14 protein-coding genes are annotated in these 15,959 nt (G+C 62.9%); 12 read left to right on the top strand and 2 right to left on the bottom strand.

Annotation, left to right across the window (positions count from 1 at the left end; translation table 11 throughout):
• The first annotated feature begins 223 nt into the window (after positions 1-223).
• The 7 genes from ACE1EY_RS05690 (at position 224) to ACE1EY_RS05660 (ending at position 6,716) form a co-directional block, all read left to right on the top strand.
• Positions 224-1,204, top strand: coding sequence for an SDR family oxidoreductase (locus ACE1EY_RS05690; RefSeq protein WP_291512524.1), 981 nt, complete (start codon positions 224-226; stop codon positions 1,202-1,204).
• A 241-nt stretch (positions 1,205-1,445) separates the two neighbouring features.
• Positions 1,446-2,117 (top strand): toll/interleukin-1 receptor domain-containing protein, encoded by a 672-nt coding sequence (locus tag ACE1EY_RS05685; protein WP_291512525.1) that lies wholly within the window; start codon positions 1,446-1,448, stop codon positions 2,115-2,117.
• A 51-nt stretch (positions 2,118-2,168) separates the two neighbouring features.
• Complete coding sequence (locus ACE1EY_RS05680; protein ID WP_291512526.1) at positions 2,169-3,569, top strand: hypothetical protein; 1,401 nt, start codon at positions 2,169-2,171, stop codon at positions 3,567-3,569.
• Positions 3,570-3,635: 66 nt separating this feature from the next.
• Entirely contained in the window at positions 3,636-3,830 is a 195-nt protein-coding gene (locus tag ACE1EY_RS05675; RefSeq protein WP_291512527.1) for a hypothetical protein, read from the top strand.
• A gap of 260 nt (positions 3,831-4,090) precedes the next feature.
• The gene (locus tag ACE1EY_RS05670; protein WP_291512528.1) at positions 4,091-4,486 is read left to right on the top strand and encodes a BlaI/MecI/CopY family transcriptional regulator; all 396 of its coding nucleotides are present in this window, start codon (positions 4,091-4,093) and stop codon (positions 4,484-4,486) included.
• On the top strand, positions 4,483-5,451 hold the full coding sequence (locus ACE1EY_RS05665) for a M56 family metallopeptidase (RefSeq protein ID WP_291512529.1): 969 nt from the start codon (positions 4,483-4,485) through the stop codon (positions 5,449-5,451). Before ACE1EY_RS05670 ends, ACE1EY_RS05665 begins: the two co-directional genes overlap by 4 nt.
• A complete protein-coding gene (locus ACE1EY_RS05660; protein WP_291512530.1) occupies positions 5,448-6,716 on the top strand; it encodes a TolC family protein in 1,269 nt (422 codons plus the stop codon). The genes ACE1EY_RS05665 and ACE1EY_RS05660 overlap by 4 nt, the downstream gene beginning before the upstream one ends.
• A gap of 10 nt (positions 6,717-6,726) precedes the next feature.
• On the opposite strand, the gene ACE1EY_RS05655 is transcribed toward ACE1EY_RS05660, so the two are convergent.
• Positions 6,727-7,008: a hypothetical protein gene (locus tag ACE1EY_RS05655; protein WP_291512531.1), complete on the bottom strand. Its 282-nt coding sequence runs from the start codon at positions 7,006-7,008 to the stop codon at positions 6,727-6,729.
• Here ACE1EY_RS05655 and ACE1EY_RS05650 point away from each other — a divergent pair.
• From ACE1EY_RS05650 to ACE1EY_RS05635, 4 genes are all read left to right on the top strand, one after another.
• Positions 7,001-8,620, top strand: a complete 1,620-nt coding sequence (locus ACE1EY_RS05650) for an efflux RND transporter periplasmic adaptor subunit (protein ID WP_291512532.1) — start codon at positions 7,001-7,003, stop codon at positions 8,618-8,620. The two genes, ACE1EY_RS05655 and ACE1EY_RS05650, sit on opposite strands and share 8 nt — an antisense overlap.
• 9 nt (positions 8,621-8,629) lie before the next feature.
• Positions 8,630-11,746, top strand: a complete 3,117-nt coding sequence (locus tag ACE1EY_RS05645; RefSeq protein WP_370299659.1) for an efflux RND transporter permease subunit — start codon at positions 8,630-8,632, stop codon at positions 11,744-11,746.
• 412 nt (positions 11,747-12,158) lie between these two features.
• Entirely contained in the window at positions 12,159-12,410 is a 252-nt protein-coding gene (locus ACE1EY_RS05640; RefSeq protein WP_370299658.1) for a hypothetical protein, read from the top strand.
• A 607-nt stretch (positions 12,411-13,017) separates the two neighbouring features.
• A complete protein-coding gene (locus ACE1EY_RS05635) occupies positions 13,018-13,371 on the top strand; it encodes a hypothetical protein (protein ID WP_370299657.1) in 354 nt (117 codons plus the stop codon).
• Between the two features lie 335 nt (positions 13,372-13,706).
• Here the strand turns inward: ACE1EY_RS05635 and ACE1EY_RS05630 are convergent, their stop codons facing one another.
• Positions 13,707-14,693, bottom strand: coding sequence for a hypothetical protein (locus tag ACE1EY_RS05630; RefSeq protein WP_291512534.1), 987 nt, complete (start codon positions 14,691-14,693; stop codon positions 13,707-13,709).
• Positions 14,694-15,081: 388 nt separating this feature from the next.
• On the opposite strand from ACE1EY_RS05630, the gene ACE1EY_RS05625 reads away from it, so the two are divergent.
• Positions 15,082-15,867 carry a hypothetical protein gene (locus ACE1EY_RS05625; protein WP_370299655.1) on the top strand — a complete coding sequence of 262 codons (786 nt, stop codon included), beginning with the start codon at positions 15,082-15,084 and terminating at the stop codon, positions 15,865-15,867.
• The last annotated feature ends 92 nt before the right edge of the window (positions 15,868-15,959 follow it).

The following is a 15,959-nucleotide window of genomic DNA, read 5'->3' as shown; positions in this document are numbered from 1 at the left end:
CCATGCCTGATAAAGGCATCGAACGCGGCGTCCAAAATCATCGTTTGCTTGTCGGCATCCACGATCGAATCTTGACACTCTCCGCAAAAGTGTCAATACTGACGTTATGACGTTTTTTGTCATTATGTATTCGAGGCGTGCTCGGTCAGCCTGGATAGCGCGTAGCTGTCGCAGACTGCTCTTGTGTGCGCCATGCCCCGCACGCCATCAAGGAATCTATATCGTGACCACCCGCAAAACCGGCCCCCAAGGCTGGACCCCAGAGCAACTCGGATCACTGGAAGGAAGGACCTATGTCATCACCGGTGCGACCGCCGGAGCAGGATTCGAGGCAACCCGGGTACTGCTCTCCAAGGGCGCGGGCGTGGTGATGATGAACCGCAACGCCGACAAGTCCGCCGCGACTATCAAGCGACTGCAGCAAGAGTTCGGTACCGACGTGGACGTCACCGCGGTCACCCTGGATCTGGCGGTGCTGGATTCCGTGCGGGAGGCAGCAGCGAGGGTTCTCGAGAACGTTCCCCGGATCGACGCGCTGCTTTGCAACGCTGCCATCGCGCAGGTCGCCAGGCAGGTGATCACCGTAGACGGCTTCGAGAGCCAGCTGGGCGTGAACCACCTGGGTCATTTCTTATTGTGTGGGCTGCTCTTCGAGCGGATTGATGCATCGAATGGGCGCATCGTGGTCGTCGGAAGTAATGCCTACAAGATGGGATTGAAAAGAATCCAGTTCGAAGACCTCAACTTCGACCGGAACTACTCTGCTTGGAACGCTTACGCCCAGAGCAAACTCGCACAAATGATGTTCGCCTACGAGCTTCAGCGAAGGGTGCGAGCTGCAGGTAGCGGCGTCCAGGTTCGGGTCTGCCACCCAGGTGCATCCCGCACAAATTTGCTGCAGGACACAGCCAGTACATTCAACAAGATGGTCTGGTCCACGCTCGCCCCTCTAATCGCGCAGTCAGCCGAAAAAGGCGCCTGGCCCGAAGTCATGTGCGCAACCGAACAAGGGCTGAGGCCGGAGGCGTTGTATGGCCCGACAAAGCGAGCTGCGACAGTTGGCCCCATCGGCGAGTGTCCACTGCTAGCGCTCGCACTGGACCAAGATGCAGCGGCTGAACTGTGGGCAATCTCGGAACAGAAGACATTGCTGAGCTGGTCACCCGGGGTTGATCGAGTCCAAGCAAGTCCTCAAAGGGCTTAACCGACAGCGACTGGCACCGAGCGTCCAGGCGTTCTCACCCTCGACTCCGTGCGACTCCGTGCGACTCCGAACGTTGAGGACAGGTGTTGCGCAAGCACATCAGTCCGGCACCTTTGTCCCGGCACTCACCGGTATGCATTGGGCGGCCCATGACGAGATCCAGAGTGGATGCGTCCAAGCATACGCACCGCACCGCAAGTGACGGATGGTACCGTTCCCGCACACCGAACGAGGCAACCGGGTGGCGACACCGCAATCCAAATACGTGGCCTTCATCAGTTACAGCCATGCCGACGAAGCGTGGGGACGCTGGCTGCACAAGGCGCTGGAGGGCTACCGGGTGCCAGCACGGCTGGTCGGGCAGGAATCGCCGGTGGGCCCGATCCCCAGCAAGCTGTTCCCGGTATTTCGGGACCGCGATGAACTGGCCACCGCGCACGAGCTGGGCAGCGAGATCGAAAAGGCATTGGCTGAGTCGGCCAGCCTGATCGTCATTTGCTCGCCCAGGGCGGCGACTTCGCGCTGGGTCAACGAGGAGGTCAGGCGCTACAAGGCGCTGGGCCGGGTCGACCGCGTGTTCTGTCTGATTGTCGACGGTGAACCCGGCGACGCCGGGCGGGAGTGTTTCCCCGACGCGGTCCGCTTTCAGGTCGATGCCGATGGCACGATCATCGACCGGCCCGCCGAACCGATTGCCGCCGACGTGCGAGCCGGCAAGGACACCAGGCCCGACGCCAAACTCAAGCTGATTGCCGGCGTGCTGGGCATCGGCTTCAACGACCTCAAGCAACGCGAGCTGGCAGCACGCAACCGCCGCCTCACCGCGCTGGCCTCGGTGGCCATCGGCGTGTCGGCGGTGACCATCGGGCTGGCGGTCCTCGCCACCCAGGCCCGCAATGACGCCCATGCCTAGCGCCAGATTGTCGAAGCCCGCCAGCAACAGGCCGAGGGACTGATCCAGTTCATGATCGGTGACCTGCGCGAAAAGCTGGAACCCATCGGCAAGCTGGATGTACTGGCCTCGGTAGGCGATAAGGCGCTGGATTACTTCTCGTCTATTGACGCCAGTCAGCTGAGCGAGTCCGAGTTGGTGTCCCAGGCCCGAGCCGTGCGCCAGATTGCCGAGGTGCGCATCTTTCAGGGCGATCTCGAGGGAGCCCGCACGGCCTTGCAGTCGGTGCTGCCGCTGAACGAGGAACTGCGGGTACGCAACCCTGACGATCCGGACATCTGGCTGGATGCCGGCGCGACCATGGAAGTCATGGCGCATGCGTTGTACAGCGCCGGGGAGTACCAGCAAAGCCTGACATGGAACGAGCGCAGGGCAGCACTGGTCGGGCAGGCGCTGGCGCGCTGGCCGGACCATGTCGGCCTCAGGGCCGCGCAAGCCGCTACCTGGCTGCAAGCCGGCGGCGTGCATGCGGTTCAGCAGAACTGGGATATCGCGGAATCCAACCTGCGCGAGGCCGAGGCGACGTTTCGCGCACTGCTGGCCGAGGTTGATGACGAATCGGACAGGGAGGTGGCGGACGAGGCGTTGGCGGACGCCTTGTCGTGGCTGAGCTACCAGTACCTGACCCAAGAGCGATTCGCCGATGCCGAGAGCGTGTCCACCGAGTTGCTATCGCGGCAACGCGCGGCGTTGGCACAAGCACCAGATGACCGCGGCGTGCGGGAACGGCAACTCGTCGAGGCCCTGCTGCATCTGGTCTACCTGCGTGTGGCCAGCCAGAGCCTGCAACCGGATGACGCCGAATTGGCCGAGGTGCTGGCCCTGACGCGCTCAAGAGTCGAGAACGATCCGACCAACGCGCATACCCTGCAACACCTCGACGACGCCCTGAACCACCAGGCCGTCGCGCTCGGACTGGCCGGCCGCCATGGCGACAGCCTGGACGCCGCGCTGGAGGGATTTGAGGTGGCGTGGCGCCAACGTGATCTCGCACCCGACGATTTCGACGCCAACGTGGGCGTCTTTCAGGCAGCTGAACATCTCGCCATGCGCGCCTGGCTGGCGCAGTCGCCGGTTCGCGTCCACGAAGCCATGCTGCGTGCGCTGCGCGCCGTGGAATCCACCGGCGACGTAATTCAGGACATCCGCCCCATCATCGCCCGGCGTCTGAACGTGTACGCGTGGCTGGCGGGCCTGGACCCGGCAGACATTCCGAACGGCCAGGCAATACGCGCGGCCTACCGGACGCCGGCGGGCCGCCAAAGCCTGCGAGGCGAATCGGGTCTGATCGCAGCCGTGCTGCTGGATCGCGAGGATCTCGTCCACGAGGCGTGGGTCAAGCTTGACGACAAGTTTCGTCGGCGCGTGTTCGTGCAACGCTTTTGCGAGCACCACGGCGGTTGCATGGATTGACTGGGCCGCAGGCACCCGCCCTGACAGTGCCACCGTTGATCACAAGCGCCTTTTGTCGTGCCCCGGATGATGGGCATTTCGGCATCGAGAGCGCTTTTCAACCAGCCGCTTGGTGAGTTGCTTGAGCAGGCCATCTTTGCCGATCAGGTCATCCGAGACCTCGTAGTCGGCCAGGAACTCATCGAGCAGCGCGTTGCTGACATCGGGGGTCGTCTTGCGCTGGCGCTGGGTTCCTCCGAGTTTTCAACAACGGTCGCCTGAGAGGCTCAACGAGCGGATTGGACGAATCAGCACTCCTTTGTTCATGAAAACAATGACTTAACTAACCGCTTCAGCGTCGCACCGATGATGGACTGGACGGATCTCCGGCTAAACCACGCGTTACGGTTCCATTGCGCAAATTTTGAGCACCCTGATTGCAGGCTCGGTGTTGTGACGGTGGCGTGAGCGCCACGAAAACCGATTGACAATCGGTTTTCGTGCATCCAGGATGAGGCCTCGTTCCCGCCCGAGGCAACCGCATGTCCAACCGAACCATCGACCTGCCGCTGGGCGCGCTGGAGCTGGAGGTCATGGAGCACCTCTGGGCGCAGGGGTCAGCGGATGTTCGCTCGGCCCACGAAGCGCTTAGCGCGCGGCGGCCGCGACAGCTAAACACGATCCAGTCGACGCTGGATCGATTGTTTCGCAAGGGCGCCCTGGCGCGCGAGAAGATCAGCCGCGCCTACCGCTACACCCCAAAACTCGACCGAGAGGCCTTGCTGCTGAGCAGCATGCACACCATCGCCGAGCAGCTTGGCGACATCGACCGCGGCGCACTGCTGGCCTCGTTCCTGGAGCTTGACGGCGAGGACGATGCGACGCTCGACCGTCTCCAGGCGGTCATCGATGTCCATCGTCATCGAGATCGGACGTGACGCTGGCGCCCACCCTCGGCGACGCCCTCTCGGCGGCCCTGCTGTTTCTCGTCAGCCTGCTGATGATGAGCGCCGTGGTCGCCCTCGTCTGGCGCCTGCTGCGGCCGGCGATCGAGGCTTGGGCACCGGCTGCGCGGCTGCGCATCACCAGCGCACTGCTGGTCATGCCCGGGATCGCTGCGGCGGTGCTGGCCATCTGGTCCGCCGCGCCACATTGGTGGTCGCAGGTTTTAGGACACTGCGCCCTGCACCGCGCCGACCACAGCTGCACATGGCATCTGCCGCTCGACGGCCCGGGGTCTGTGACATGGATCGCCGTCGGGGCACTTGGACTGATTTGTTTCGCTGTTGCCTGGAAGCTGGTTCGGCTGCAATGGCACGCGCGCCGACTTCGCACGACGCTGAAACTGGCCTCGTTCGACTGCTCGCTGAACATCCATCGCTTACCGATCCAACCGCCGCTGGCGCTAACCGCCGGTGTGCGCCGACCTCGGATCTACGTCAGCGACGGCCTGATTGCCGCCCTCTCCGCCGACGAACTGCAACGCGTGCTGACCCACGAGCGTGCGCACGTGCATCGCCGGGATGGACTCCGCCGCATCCTGCTCGCCGTGGGTTCGATGGGGCATCTTCCGCATGTCCGTCGGGCGTTGCTGCAAGCTTGGGAGCTGGCCAGCGAGCAGTGCTGTGACTCTGCCGTCGCGACCTCTCCGACCGATCGGCTGGCGCTGGCCGATTGCTTGCTCCGTGTGGCCCGCCTGACCAGAGCACATCAAGTGTCCGGCTACGCTGTCTGTCACTTCCACGGCGGGCAACTTGAGCAACGCATCCACGCGCTGGTCGCCCCGCGCCGAACGCCGACAGCCGGCTTCTGGTTTGTCCTGCTGGTTACAGCACTGAGCGTGACAGGCAGTGTGTCGGCGCTCGCGCCGCTGCTGCATCGCCTGATCGAGCAAGTCACATGAACGCGCTGCTCAGCCTGTCGGCACAGGTACTGGTGGTCACGCTCACGCTTCCAGCTGGGGCACTTGCCGGTCGCACCGATCCCGCACGCGGCGGCGGATTAAGCCTCACGAGTGCTCAAGCGATGGCCCTGGCCCGACCTGATGTCTCGGACCGCCTTGCCGCCTTCGGTCAACGTGCCAGCGCCGAGCAACGCGCTGCCGCGCGCCCGAACAACCCGCAACTCGAGTATGCGGACGAATCCGTCGACGGCAGTGGCACCCGATCCACCGAGCGCAGCTTTTGGTTGCGCCAGACGCTGGACTGGTCGGGCGAGCGGCACCTGAGGCAGCAATCTGCTCAATGGGCGGGTGCCGCGTTGATGGCCGAGAGCGATCAGTCAGCGGCAAGCATTCGCCAACAAGTTCGCGTCCGCTACTTCGACGCCGTGTACTGGAACGAGCGAACCGATCTATTGACCGGTTGGGACCGGCGCGCCGAGCGCTTGATGAACATCGTGCGCGAGCAGGTCAACCGCGGGGAATCGTCGCAGTACGACCAGAGCCGCCTGGAACAGATGCAAATCGCTGTCTCGGCGGCACTGTCACATGCGCAAGCCCAGCGGTCAGCCGCTAACGCGCGGCTCGCGACGGTGACCGGTCTGCAAACGCAACGCAGCCGATCGCTACTAGACCCTTTACCGCCATCGGCACCACCGGCGCTCGACACCATCCTTGCTGGGGTGGATGACCTTCCGTTACTCCGCGCGAGTGCCGCACGCGGCCGCGCAGCAGCGGCGATGCGCAATGCCGAAGATCGTGCCCGCATTCCCGACCTGACGCTCGGCCTCGGCCATCGGCAGGTCGACAGCGGCGACATGGCCCAAGACGGGGTGCTGTTTTCGGTGGAAGTGCCGATTCCGTTGCTCAATCGCAACCGCCGCGACCGCGACATCGCGGCGGCAAAGTTACAACTCGCCGAGGCAGACCTTGCGGTGTTGCGACGCGAGATCACCGGCGAGATCCGCGCTCAGTGGCAGGCCGCTGTGACACTGCGCGAGCAGGCGCTACGAATCGATCAGCAGGCCCGCCAGTCTGCCGACACGCTGATGCGCACCGCAGAAGCCGCATACGTTGGCGCCGAGATCGGCGTCATGGAACTAGCCGATGCCGTCGAATCCGCCCTCAAGACCCGGCTAGACGCCCTAGACCTGACGCGCGAGGCCCGCCAAGCGCACACCCAACTGATGGAACTCAACCAAGGAGCCCTCGATGCCCTTTCGAACTGAATCCCTAAGCTCACCGAAGCGACTGGCCGCACTCGTTATCGCGGCGGCGGCCTGGTCCCTCCCAACCGCCCAGGCCGGCGGTGACCATGAACACGGCCATGGCCACGCGCACGACCAAGCACCCCAGACCGAGGCGTTCTACGCCGACGAAGAGGACGCCGAGCGGGCGCATGACGGTATCGGCGACGAAGACGCCAAGAATGGACACCACAAGGGCGACCACGGGACACATCAGAGCCGGGGCCAGGGCCATCACGATGAGCACGCCCACGACCAGGATGGGCATGATCACGAGCACTGAGTCGGCGCGATGGGCGCTGGCCCGAGCTGCCCTGCTCGCCCTGCTCGCCGGGGTTAGCGCCTGCGATGACGCACACGATCATCCAGCGTCCGATCACGCGCACAGCGCGTCGGAACATGGTGATGACAATGCCGCCCATGACGGTGGCCACGGCGAGGCCGGCGACGAGACCCGACCGACCGAGGTCGTCACGCACTTCACCGAAGACACCGAACTGTTCGTCGAGTACCCAGCGCTGGTGGTCGGTGAACCATCGCGATTCCTGGCGCATTTCACCCGACTCGCTGACTTCTCTCCAGTGCGCGATGGCACGCTCGATGTTGAGCTGCGCCAGGACGGCGCCCTCAAGGCGCGCTTTCGCGTGCGTGCACCGACGCGCGACGGGTTATTCACGCCGGAGGTGACCCCGCGATCCGCGGGCGACTACGCGCTTGCGCTGTCGCTGACAGCGGAGGGTCTCGACGTCACGCATGCGCTCGGCACCGTCACCGTCCACGCGACTCTTGAGGCAGTGCCCGACGCTGAGGAGGCCGAGCACGGCGGCATTTCGTACCTGAAGGAACAACAGTGGCAGAGCCACTTCGCACTGGCCAAAGTGGTTCCGCGCGTTATCCGCAGCTCCTTGCCGGCACCGGCCCGCATCAGCGCGCCACCCGACCGTTTCGCGACGCTGCGCGCCCCGGTGCCGGGCATCGTCTCAGCATCGTCGGACGACTTTATCGCGGTCGGTGACCGCGTCAAACGCGGCCAGCGTCTGGCAACGCTGCGCCCGCTGCTCTCCGGCAGCACGGACGCCGCCACGCTTCAACTCGCGGTCCAACGGGCCGAGGCCGATGAACGCCTGGCGCTCCAGGATCTCGAGCGCCTGCAAGGGTTGTTCGCTGCCGGCGCCGTGGCCGAGTACCGCGTCCACCAGGCTGAGCAGCGCCTGCGCGTGGCGCGAGCCGAAACCCGCGCCGCCCGCGCGCGCCTGGAGCAAATCGCCAACACCAGCCCGGACGCCGGCATCGCTGTGGTCGCCCCCGTGGGCGGACGGGTGGTCGACCTGCGCATCACGCCGGGCGCGGTGGTCGCGGCCGATGCGGTCCTGGCCCAGATCGCTGGCGAGGGCGAGCTGTGGCTAACCGCCCAGATTGCCGAGGCCGATGCGACACGAATCACCGCCCCCACCGGCGCCTGGTTCGACCTGGGCGATCATCGCTATCACCTTGCGGTTGGCGACAACGCCCGTCTGGTGTCCGTCGGCGGCGTGATCGACAACACCAGCCGGACGCTCCCGGTCACCTTCAGCTTTCGCCCCGACACCGACGGCCTGCGCATCCATCAGCGTGTCGCCGCCCACGTGCTCACCGGCGAGTCGATGTCCGCGCTCGCGGTACCTCGCAGCGCACTCATCGATGACGGCGGCCGCCCGGTGGTCTATGTCCAGCGCGGCGGCGAAACCTTCGAGCGCCGACCCGTGCGCATCGGCGCTCACGACGCGACACATGTGGCGATCATCTCGGGCGTCGATGTCGGTGAACGAGTCGTCAACCTTGGGGCCTACGACGTACACCTGGCCGCCGCGGAACCTGCGGAAGCCGGCCACGGCCATGCGCACTAGGGCTGCAGCATGATCGAGGCGCTGATTCGAGGGTCGATGACCAATCGCAGCTTGGTGTTGGCCGCTGCGGCGCTGCTCCTGAGCTGGGGCACATGGCAGGCGTTCAACACGCCAGTGGATGTATTCCCCGACCTGACTGCGCCGTCGGTCACGGTGGTTGCCGAAGTCCACGGGCTGGCGCCCGAGGAAGTCGAGCGTCTGGTGACGTTCCCGATCGAGACCGCGATGAACGGCGCGGCCGGCGTGCGCCGCGTGCGCTCGAATACCGGGGTCGGGCTCGCAGTCATCATCATCGAATTCGACTGGCAAACCGACATCTACCGCGCCCGCCAAATCGTGACCGAACAGCTGCAGGCCGCCCGCGGCGAACTGCCGCCCGACATCCCACCCCCGACCCTGGCCCCGATCACCTCGGTCATGGGCGAGGTGATGTTCATCGCGCTGGTATCGAGCGCGCACGACGCGACGACACTCAAGACCGCCGCCGACTGGGTGCTGCGACGACGACTGCTGGCCGTGCCCGGCGTCGCCGAGGTCATCCCCATCGGCGGCCTGACCCGGCAGTACCAGGTCCGCGTCGCACCGGAGCGGCTCGCCGCCTACGGCGTCACCCTGGACACGGTCATCGCGGCCGTCAGCCAGACCAACACCAGCGCCAGTGGCGGTTTCGTCGTCGAGAACAATCAGGAATTCCTGATCCATGCGCGCGGTCGCGTGCAGTCGGTCGAAGACATCGCGGCCACCGTGGTGACGACGCGCGACGGCCAGCCCGTCACGGTGCGTGACCTGGGGACGGTGCAAACCGGTGCCGCACCACGACGCGGCACCGGTAGCTACCGGGGGCACGATGCCGTCGTGCTGGGCATCCAGAAACAACCCGACGCCAACACGCTGGCGCTGACCGAGCGTCTCGACGCGACCATTGCCGATGTGCAGCGCTCCCTGCCGGAGGGCATGCGCATTGAGACCAACGCCTTTCGCCAGGCCGATTTCATCGCTCTGGCCATCGACAATCTGTCCGCCGCGATCCGCGACGGCGCGGTGCTAATCGTGCTGATCGTGTTCGTGTTCCTGCTCAGTGGTCGCGCGACGCTGATCACACTGCTGGCATTGCCGCTATCAGTGATCGTCACGCTGCTGGTGCTCAAGGCCCTGGGGGCGACGATCAACACGATGACGCTAGGCGGCATCGCTATCGCGCTGGGCGCACTGGTGGACGACGCCATCATCGCTGTGGAGAACATCGTCCGGCGTCTGCGCGAAAACCACGACAAACCGGCGTCTGATCAACGGCCTAGCATGCGTGTGGTGCTTGATGCGACGCAGGAGATCGAGTCGTCGATCGTGTTCGCCACGTTGATCATCATTCTGGTGTTCCTGCCGCTGTTCTTCCTCTCCGGCGTTGAGGGCCGCCTACTGCAACCACTGGGGCTGGCCTATGTGGTGTCGCTAGGAGCCTCCCTGCTGGTGGCCCTGACCGTGACGCCGGTGCTCGGTCACCTCCTGCTACCGAATGCCGGCACCGTGAAAAAACCCAGCGACGGCTGGCTGGTGACACGGCTCAAGGCGGCCTACCGCCCGGTCTTGCAGGCCTCACTGCGCGCCTGGTGGTTGCTGGCGGCCGCATCGATGGTTCTGTTGGTGGCGGCCCTGCTCGCTCTTGGGGCTGCAGGTCGGGCTTTCCTCCCCGAATTCAACGAGGGCAGCCTGACACTCAGCGTTGTCACCTTGCCGGGTACATCGCTAGAAGCCTCTGACGCTATCGGCCAGCGCGTCGAGCGCATCCTGCTCGACGTGCCAGAGGTGATCGCCACCGCGCGGCGCACCGGCCGCGCCGAGCGCGATCCGCACGCGCAGGCGGTATACGCCTCGGAGATCGATGTCAGCCTGCGCAGCAACGGACGTGACAAGGCCGAGCTGCTGGCGCAGCTACGCGATGAACTCGGGGCCGTTGCCGGCGCCAGCATCATCATCGGGCAGCCGATTTCACACCGCATCGACCACATGCTCTCGGGCACCCGCGCAAACATCGCGGTCAAGATCTTCGGCGACGATCTCGCCGAGCTGGATCGACTCGCCCGGCAAGCTGAGGCGCTAATACAAGAGGTACCTGGCGCGGTGGATGTCTCGCTCGCCAGCCGCGCCCAAATCCCGTTTCTCGACGTCCGACTCAAGCGTGACGCCATGGCGCTGTACGGCGTGACCGCGGCGCAGGTCAGTCACTTTGTCGAGGCCGCATTCACCGGCGTCGCGGTCTCGCGCGTGCTCGAAGACGATGCCGCCTTCGATCTGGTCGTGCGCTTCCCTCCCGAGGCCAAGGCCGATCTCGACGCCGTGGCCAACGCCCGTCTGATCACCGACGCCGGCGCGCATGTCCCCATCCACGCGGTCGCCGAGTTGCGGCGCACGCGCGGCGCCAACACCATCAGCCGCGAAAACGTGCAGCGCCTGCAGGTGGTGGTCGCCAATGTTGCAGACCGAGACCTCATCGGCGTTGTCGACGATATCCGCGAGCGACTGGTCGAGCGTCTGCCCATGCCGCCGGGCTACTACGTCGAGTACGGCGGCCAGTTCGAGAGCGCCGAACAGGCCTCGCAGCGCCTGTTGATCCTCGGTGCCGTGGTGGTGATCGGCATTTTTGTGCTGCTGATGATGGCCTTGGGAGCCGTACGCGACGCGGCGCTGGTGATGCTGAACCTGCCGCTGGCGCTGATCGGAGGCGTGATCGGGGTCTATCTCGCCGGCGGCATCGTATCGATCGCGGCGATCATCGGCTTCATCACCCTGTTTGGCATCGCCACGCGCAACGGCGTGATCATGGTCGACCACATCCAGCGGCTGCTGGCCAGCGGCGCGGAACGCGACCTGCGCGCGGCCGTCATACGCGGTGCGGAAGAACGTCTCGCGCCCATCCTCATGACCGCGCTGGCCACCGGCCTCGCCCTTATCCCCCTGGCCATGAGCCTGGGCAAGCCCGGTAGCGAGATTCAGACACCTATGGCGCTGGTGATCCTGTTCGGCCTGATCACGTCGACGGCGCTGAACATGCTCGTCGTGCCAGCCCTTTACGCGCGCTTCGGGCTGGCACCGACGTCGTCTGCCCATCCAACAGATCATCCGCCTTGATCCGGATCGGCAGCAGGCGGTAGGTCTTGAGGCTGTTGCTCAGTCGATCTGCGCCTTGGAATCGTCCACGAAATCACTGCGCGCGCCGCAGCCAGCTGTGCATGTCTTGGGCGTCCGGCTTTTCAAACTGAATTCAGCCAAGTTGTAAGTGATTGTTTCTATAATGTGGGGCTAGACACAAACGAAATTGGATTGGACGGCGCAGTCCTCATCAGCCCTTGATAGACCAATACTCAAACCACCGATTTTCGGTCGCACCGATGATGGACTGGACGGATTCCCTTTCATATCAATACATTCGTTGCGCATTGCGCAAGAATTGAGCACCGATGACATTCCGCATGTTGCGGAACTTGCGCGACACCCGCAAGCAGACTAGGCTTGTCGCATACAGTCCAAGAACCTGGTTGCAATGATTCAAGAGAAAAGCAGCGAGGTCGCCAAACGCTTTGGCGATTTTGCCCAGCAGGCCCAGCACGAACCGGTCGAAGTCACGCAGTATGGGCGTGCTCATGTCGTGATCCTGTCGGCGCGCGAACACGCTCGGCTGCGCCGACTGGATCGCCAGGTCTTTGCTACCAATGAGATTCCGAATTCGCTGGTCAGTGCCATCAAGGATGCCCAGCCCTCGGCGGAGGCCGCTCAGTACAACGACGAGGTATAGCCCACGTTGGTTGATCTACCCACGCCGCAACCTGGACTGGTCATCCGGTACAGCTACCTCTGGAAATCACACCATGATCGCGGCCAGGTGGAGGGTCAGAAAGATCGGCCCTGTGCCATCGTTGTTGCTGTCGCTGCAGATGGACCGGATCGCCAGGTTGCGGTAGTACCGATTACCCACTCGCCTCCTTCAGACCCTTCGCGGGCCATCCAGCTATCTGCGGCGACACGGCGACGACTGGGACTTGATGGCGAGGCTTCCTGGATCATCACCTCAGAACTCAACACCTTCCACTGGCCAGGGCCGGACCTTCGAATGACACCCACAGGCCAGTACGCCTACGGTGAACTACCGGCAGTGGTCTTCGAAGCGGTCAGAGAACAAATTCTCGCGCAGGCACCCGTTCAGGTTGGCCGCACCGAGTGATTCCCCGCCGTTGAGGTGGCATCTGTACGGACGTACATTTTCGAGCCAAGGTGATGGTGTGGCTGGGTGCCGCCGATCTTCGGATCACAATGAATTAGAGTTGAATCTGTGGGACCCTGGCTGAGGATGGGTCACTGACCGGGGAGCCAGCGGGGATGCGCACGCAACGGCGCCTGATCTGTTGGCGCTGGCATCGGAGCTTGACGCCACCGCTTCCACACTGCGCCAGCGACGGGCGGGGCTGACCTTGAATCAATCCGGGGTGACTCTGGGGCAGGCGCTGGTGCTGAGTAGGAGCATTGAAGGCCTGCCGGGCGGCGTGCCGTCAACCTTGGCAGCACTCGAGAAATCATCCGTAGAACGGTTGGCCAAGCAGTTCAAGAGTTTGTCGCCCTATGCCCGATTGTGGGCGCAGGACAGCGTGTGGATTGGTCCGATACAGATGCAGGCGCGCCCGAGCTTCGCGACGTTCAACTCCACCCACAAGCCGACATTCAATCTTGCTTGCGACAAGGGTTGGCAGCCCCGACCATGACTCTCCTTCGCTGGTGCACAATCGAGTTTCGTTGTGCAATTTTTGAGCACCAACTCGCCAATCCCCCCCAAACGCACAGAATGGTGTGACCGATGGCGCCGAAGCACACAAGCAACTGACTGTTTTGTCGCGTAATTCTTCAAATTCCCGGCAGTGGCGCTTCAGCGTCGCGCCGATGATGGCCTGGACGGATACCCTTTCAGATCAATTGATTAACAACGTTTTGTGCAAATATTGAGCACTGCCTCTTGAGCTGCTAGCGAGAACAGCTCGCTCAGCTTCGAAAAGGCGGTCCACAGCCCATCCCCCGACCTGGACATCTAAGCGTGAAGCCGCTAGCGCCGGAGCCTCGCGAGGACGTCGTAAGCTTCTTTAGGATCGTGGGTCGCCCGGCATCCGAATGAATCACCGAGGCCAAGGTGGCTTTGCGACACAAAGTGAGCCAAGGACTTTTCAGTTAGGAGCAGATCGCAGTATGCGATAGCAGCCGTGGCATGATGGAAATCCAACAAGTCGTTTCCGTTTAGCTTTCTGTTCGTGTCCCAGCGAAATCCGGCGTGGCAACAGCTATGAACATGCAAAGTCGGTAGCGCACCCTTCAGCTTGCTGAAGGCTTGCGCTTCAGAATCTGAGTTGGCATCAGCATCCCAACCACTCCACCCTCTTGCTTCAACCTCTGCAACAAGTCGAGCAAGGTCTTGCCTGAAAAGGCAGAGCCCCCCGTAGAATTCGATGTAGATCAAGCGCTCGATACTTCGGGCATCTTGAGAGTTGGCGACCTTGCCGCGATTCAAGTTGCGTGCCGTGACCTCAAGCTGCATGTCAGGCCAACCCTTCTGGTCCAGCATTGCCACGACATCCATCAGCGTCATCTTCCACTGATGGTCATAGAACGCCTTCTGTAGTGCGAGTTCATCGTCCGGGCCAAAACCTGTGCTCGATGGATGGAACTCACCAAACACTGATGTCACTTTGGTCCAAACTAGGTGGTCGACTGGCGCAAGGCTGGGCGCTCCGGCACAGGTGTAAACGTGGTTGCAAAGCTCTTGCCGAACCCGATCTGCGAAGGGCACGAGCGACACACCCCCTGAAAGCTCATCAATAAGCGATGCTGTCGCTGTTCGGGTCCGGCGGTCGGATTGCTTCATTAGCTCAATGAAGACTGTCTCGGAAATTGGACAGATGACAGCGCCTGACCGAACCAACTGACGAAGCATGGCCAATAGCCGTGCTGGCACTTCGTTACTACTCAACTTGAGCATCGCACCGCGAAGAAGTATCCAGAACCTTACGTCCAGATAGACCTTTAACTTATTGGACATCTCGCGACCAAGCGCTTGGCGCCTGAGCGAAACGTGGCGCGTTAGTGGAATGTTCGCGTAGCGCTGATGGTCACGGATCGAAGTCATTGCCACTCGGGAGAACCTGTCGGAATAGAGCCGCTAACATACCTCGCTCGCAACTGTTCGCGCTCTATGCTCCTTTTTCAGCCGACATGCCAAAGTGATTGTCTTGGTTCATGGCGAATCAGCTTATTGACTGATTTCGTGCGGAACGAACGCCCCGGTAATCCCCCCTATTCGGTTTGAGCGTTGACAGCTAGACTACTGCCCAAGAGATAAAGCTGTTGCTGGATTCCAGGCCGAGAGCTTGAGAGTAATGGGTTGTAGGCGACACTCTTCTACACACCTGCCCGGTTCGATACTGAAAATGAACTACGAGGCGATCGCAAAACTTGCCCAGAACTGCATCCAGCATCACCCGGCCATCGTGCTGGGAAGTGGCTCCTCAGCACCGCACGGAATCCGAGGAATGGCTGCCCTCGCATGCGTGCTTCAACAGAACGTCGTGCCGGACGGCGGCGCGGAAGAGCGCTCCTGGAGGCAAATTCAAGAAGCACTCACTAACGGTGACGGGCTTGAAGTTGCGCTCCAGCGACATACCGCGCCAGCCAGCCTAGTTCAGAAGATCGTCGCACAGACCTGGCTCACCATTGCCGAAGACGACTTGAAATTACTTGAAAGCGCAGCAGCAGCCGAGGAACACCTGCCTCTTGCTGACTTGATTCGAGGGTTATTTCGCAGCGCAAACAGGACCATTAGCGTAGTCACCACAAACTACGACAGGGTAGCGGAAATCGCGGCTGACGCGAGTGGTCACATCCACGCCAATGGCTTCTCGCCCGGGCTAATTCGGCGCCGCGAGGGCGCGGACCCAATCCGTATCCATAGGGGAAATTTCGTCGCTCGCACTGTCAGAATCTGGAAGGTCCACGGGTCCTTGGATTGGTTTGAAGACAAGCAGGGGCAACCTGTTTCTCTACCGCTACGCGACCGTTTGCTGGACGGATTTTCACCGCTGATTGTTACGCCGGGCGTGAGCAAGTACGAGCGAACCTATGATGAGCCATTTCGGACCGCAATCCAGGGCGCAGATGTGTGCCTAAGTGTGGGGTCCCGGATGAATATCTCGTTCATACTCGCCGTCCACTGCTGATGGGCCGAGAGGTCCTGAAGGTCACTCTGGCACACTGGAGCGAGATCCGAGAATGCTGATCAGCTTGCACAAGAACGCCACGACGACACCCG

The sequence above is a fragment of the Abyssibacter sp. genome (assembly GCF_964229365.1).
In the GTDB taxonomy this organism is placed as follows: domain Bacteria; phylum Pseudomonadota; class Gammaproteobacteria; order Nevskiales; family OUC007; genus Abyssibacter.
The sequence above is the reverse complement of the archived record's forward strand: the minus strand, read 5'-3'. Positions and strand labels throughout refer to the sequence as shown.

Bases quoted from the DNA above. Each gene is read 5' to 3' on its own strand.
- ACE1EY_RS05650 (WP_291512532.1), top strand. From the start codon at position 7,001: ATGATCACGAGCACTGAGTCGGCGCGATGGGCGCTGGCCCGAGCTGCC.
- ACE1EY_RS05660 (WP_291512530.1), top strand. From the start codon at position 5,448: ATGAACGCGCTGCTCAGCCTGTCGGCACAGGTACTGGTGGTCACGCTC.
- ACE1EY_RS05625 (WP_370299655.1), top strand. From the start codon at position 15,082: ATGAACTACGAGGCGATCGCAAAACTTGCCCAGAACTGCATCCAGCAT.
- ACE1EY_RS05645 (WP_370299659.1), top strand. From the start codon at position 8,630: ATGATCGAGGCGCTGATTCGAGGGTCGATGACCAATCGCAGCTTGGTG.
- ACE1EY_RS05640 (WP_370299658.1), top strand. From the start codon at position 12,159: ATGATTCAAGAGAAAAGCAGCGAGGTCGCCAAACGCTTTGGCGATTTT.
- ACE1EY_RS05630 (WP_291512534.1), bottom strand. From the start codon at position 14,693: ATGTCCAATAAGTTAAAGGTCTATCTGGACGTAAGGTTCTGGATACTT.
- ACE1EY_RS05670 (WP_291512528.1), top strand. From the start codon at position 4,091: ATGTCCAACCGAACCATCGACCTGCCGCTGGGCGCGCTGGAGCTGGAG.
- ACE1EY_RS05675 (WP_291512527.1), top strand. From the start codon at position 3,636: ATGATGGGCATTTCGGCATCGAGAGCGCTTTTCAACCAGCCGCTTGGT.
- ACE1EY_RS05680 (WP_291512526.1), top strand. From the start codon at position 2,169: ATGATCGGTGACCTGCGCGAAAAGCTGGAACCCATCGGCAAGCTGGAT.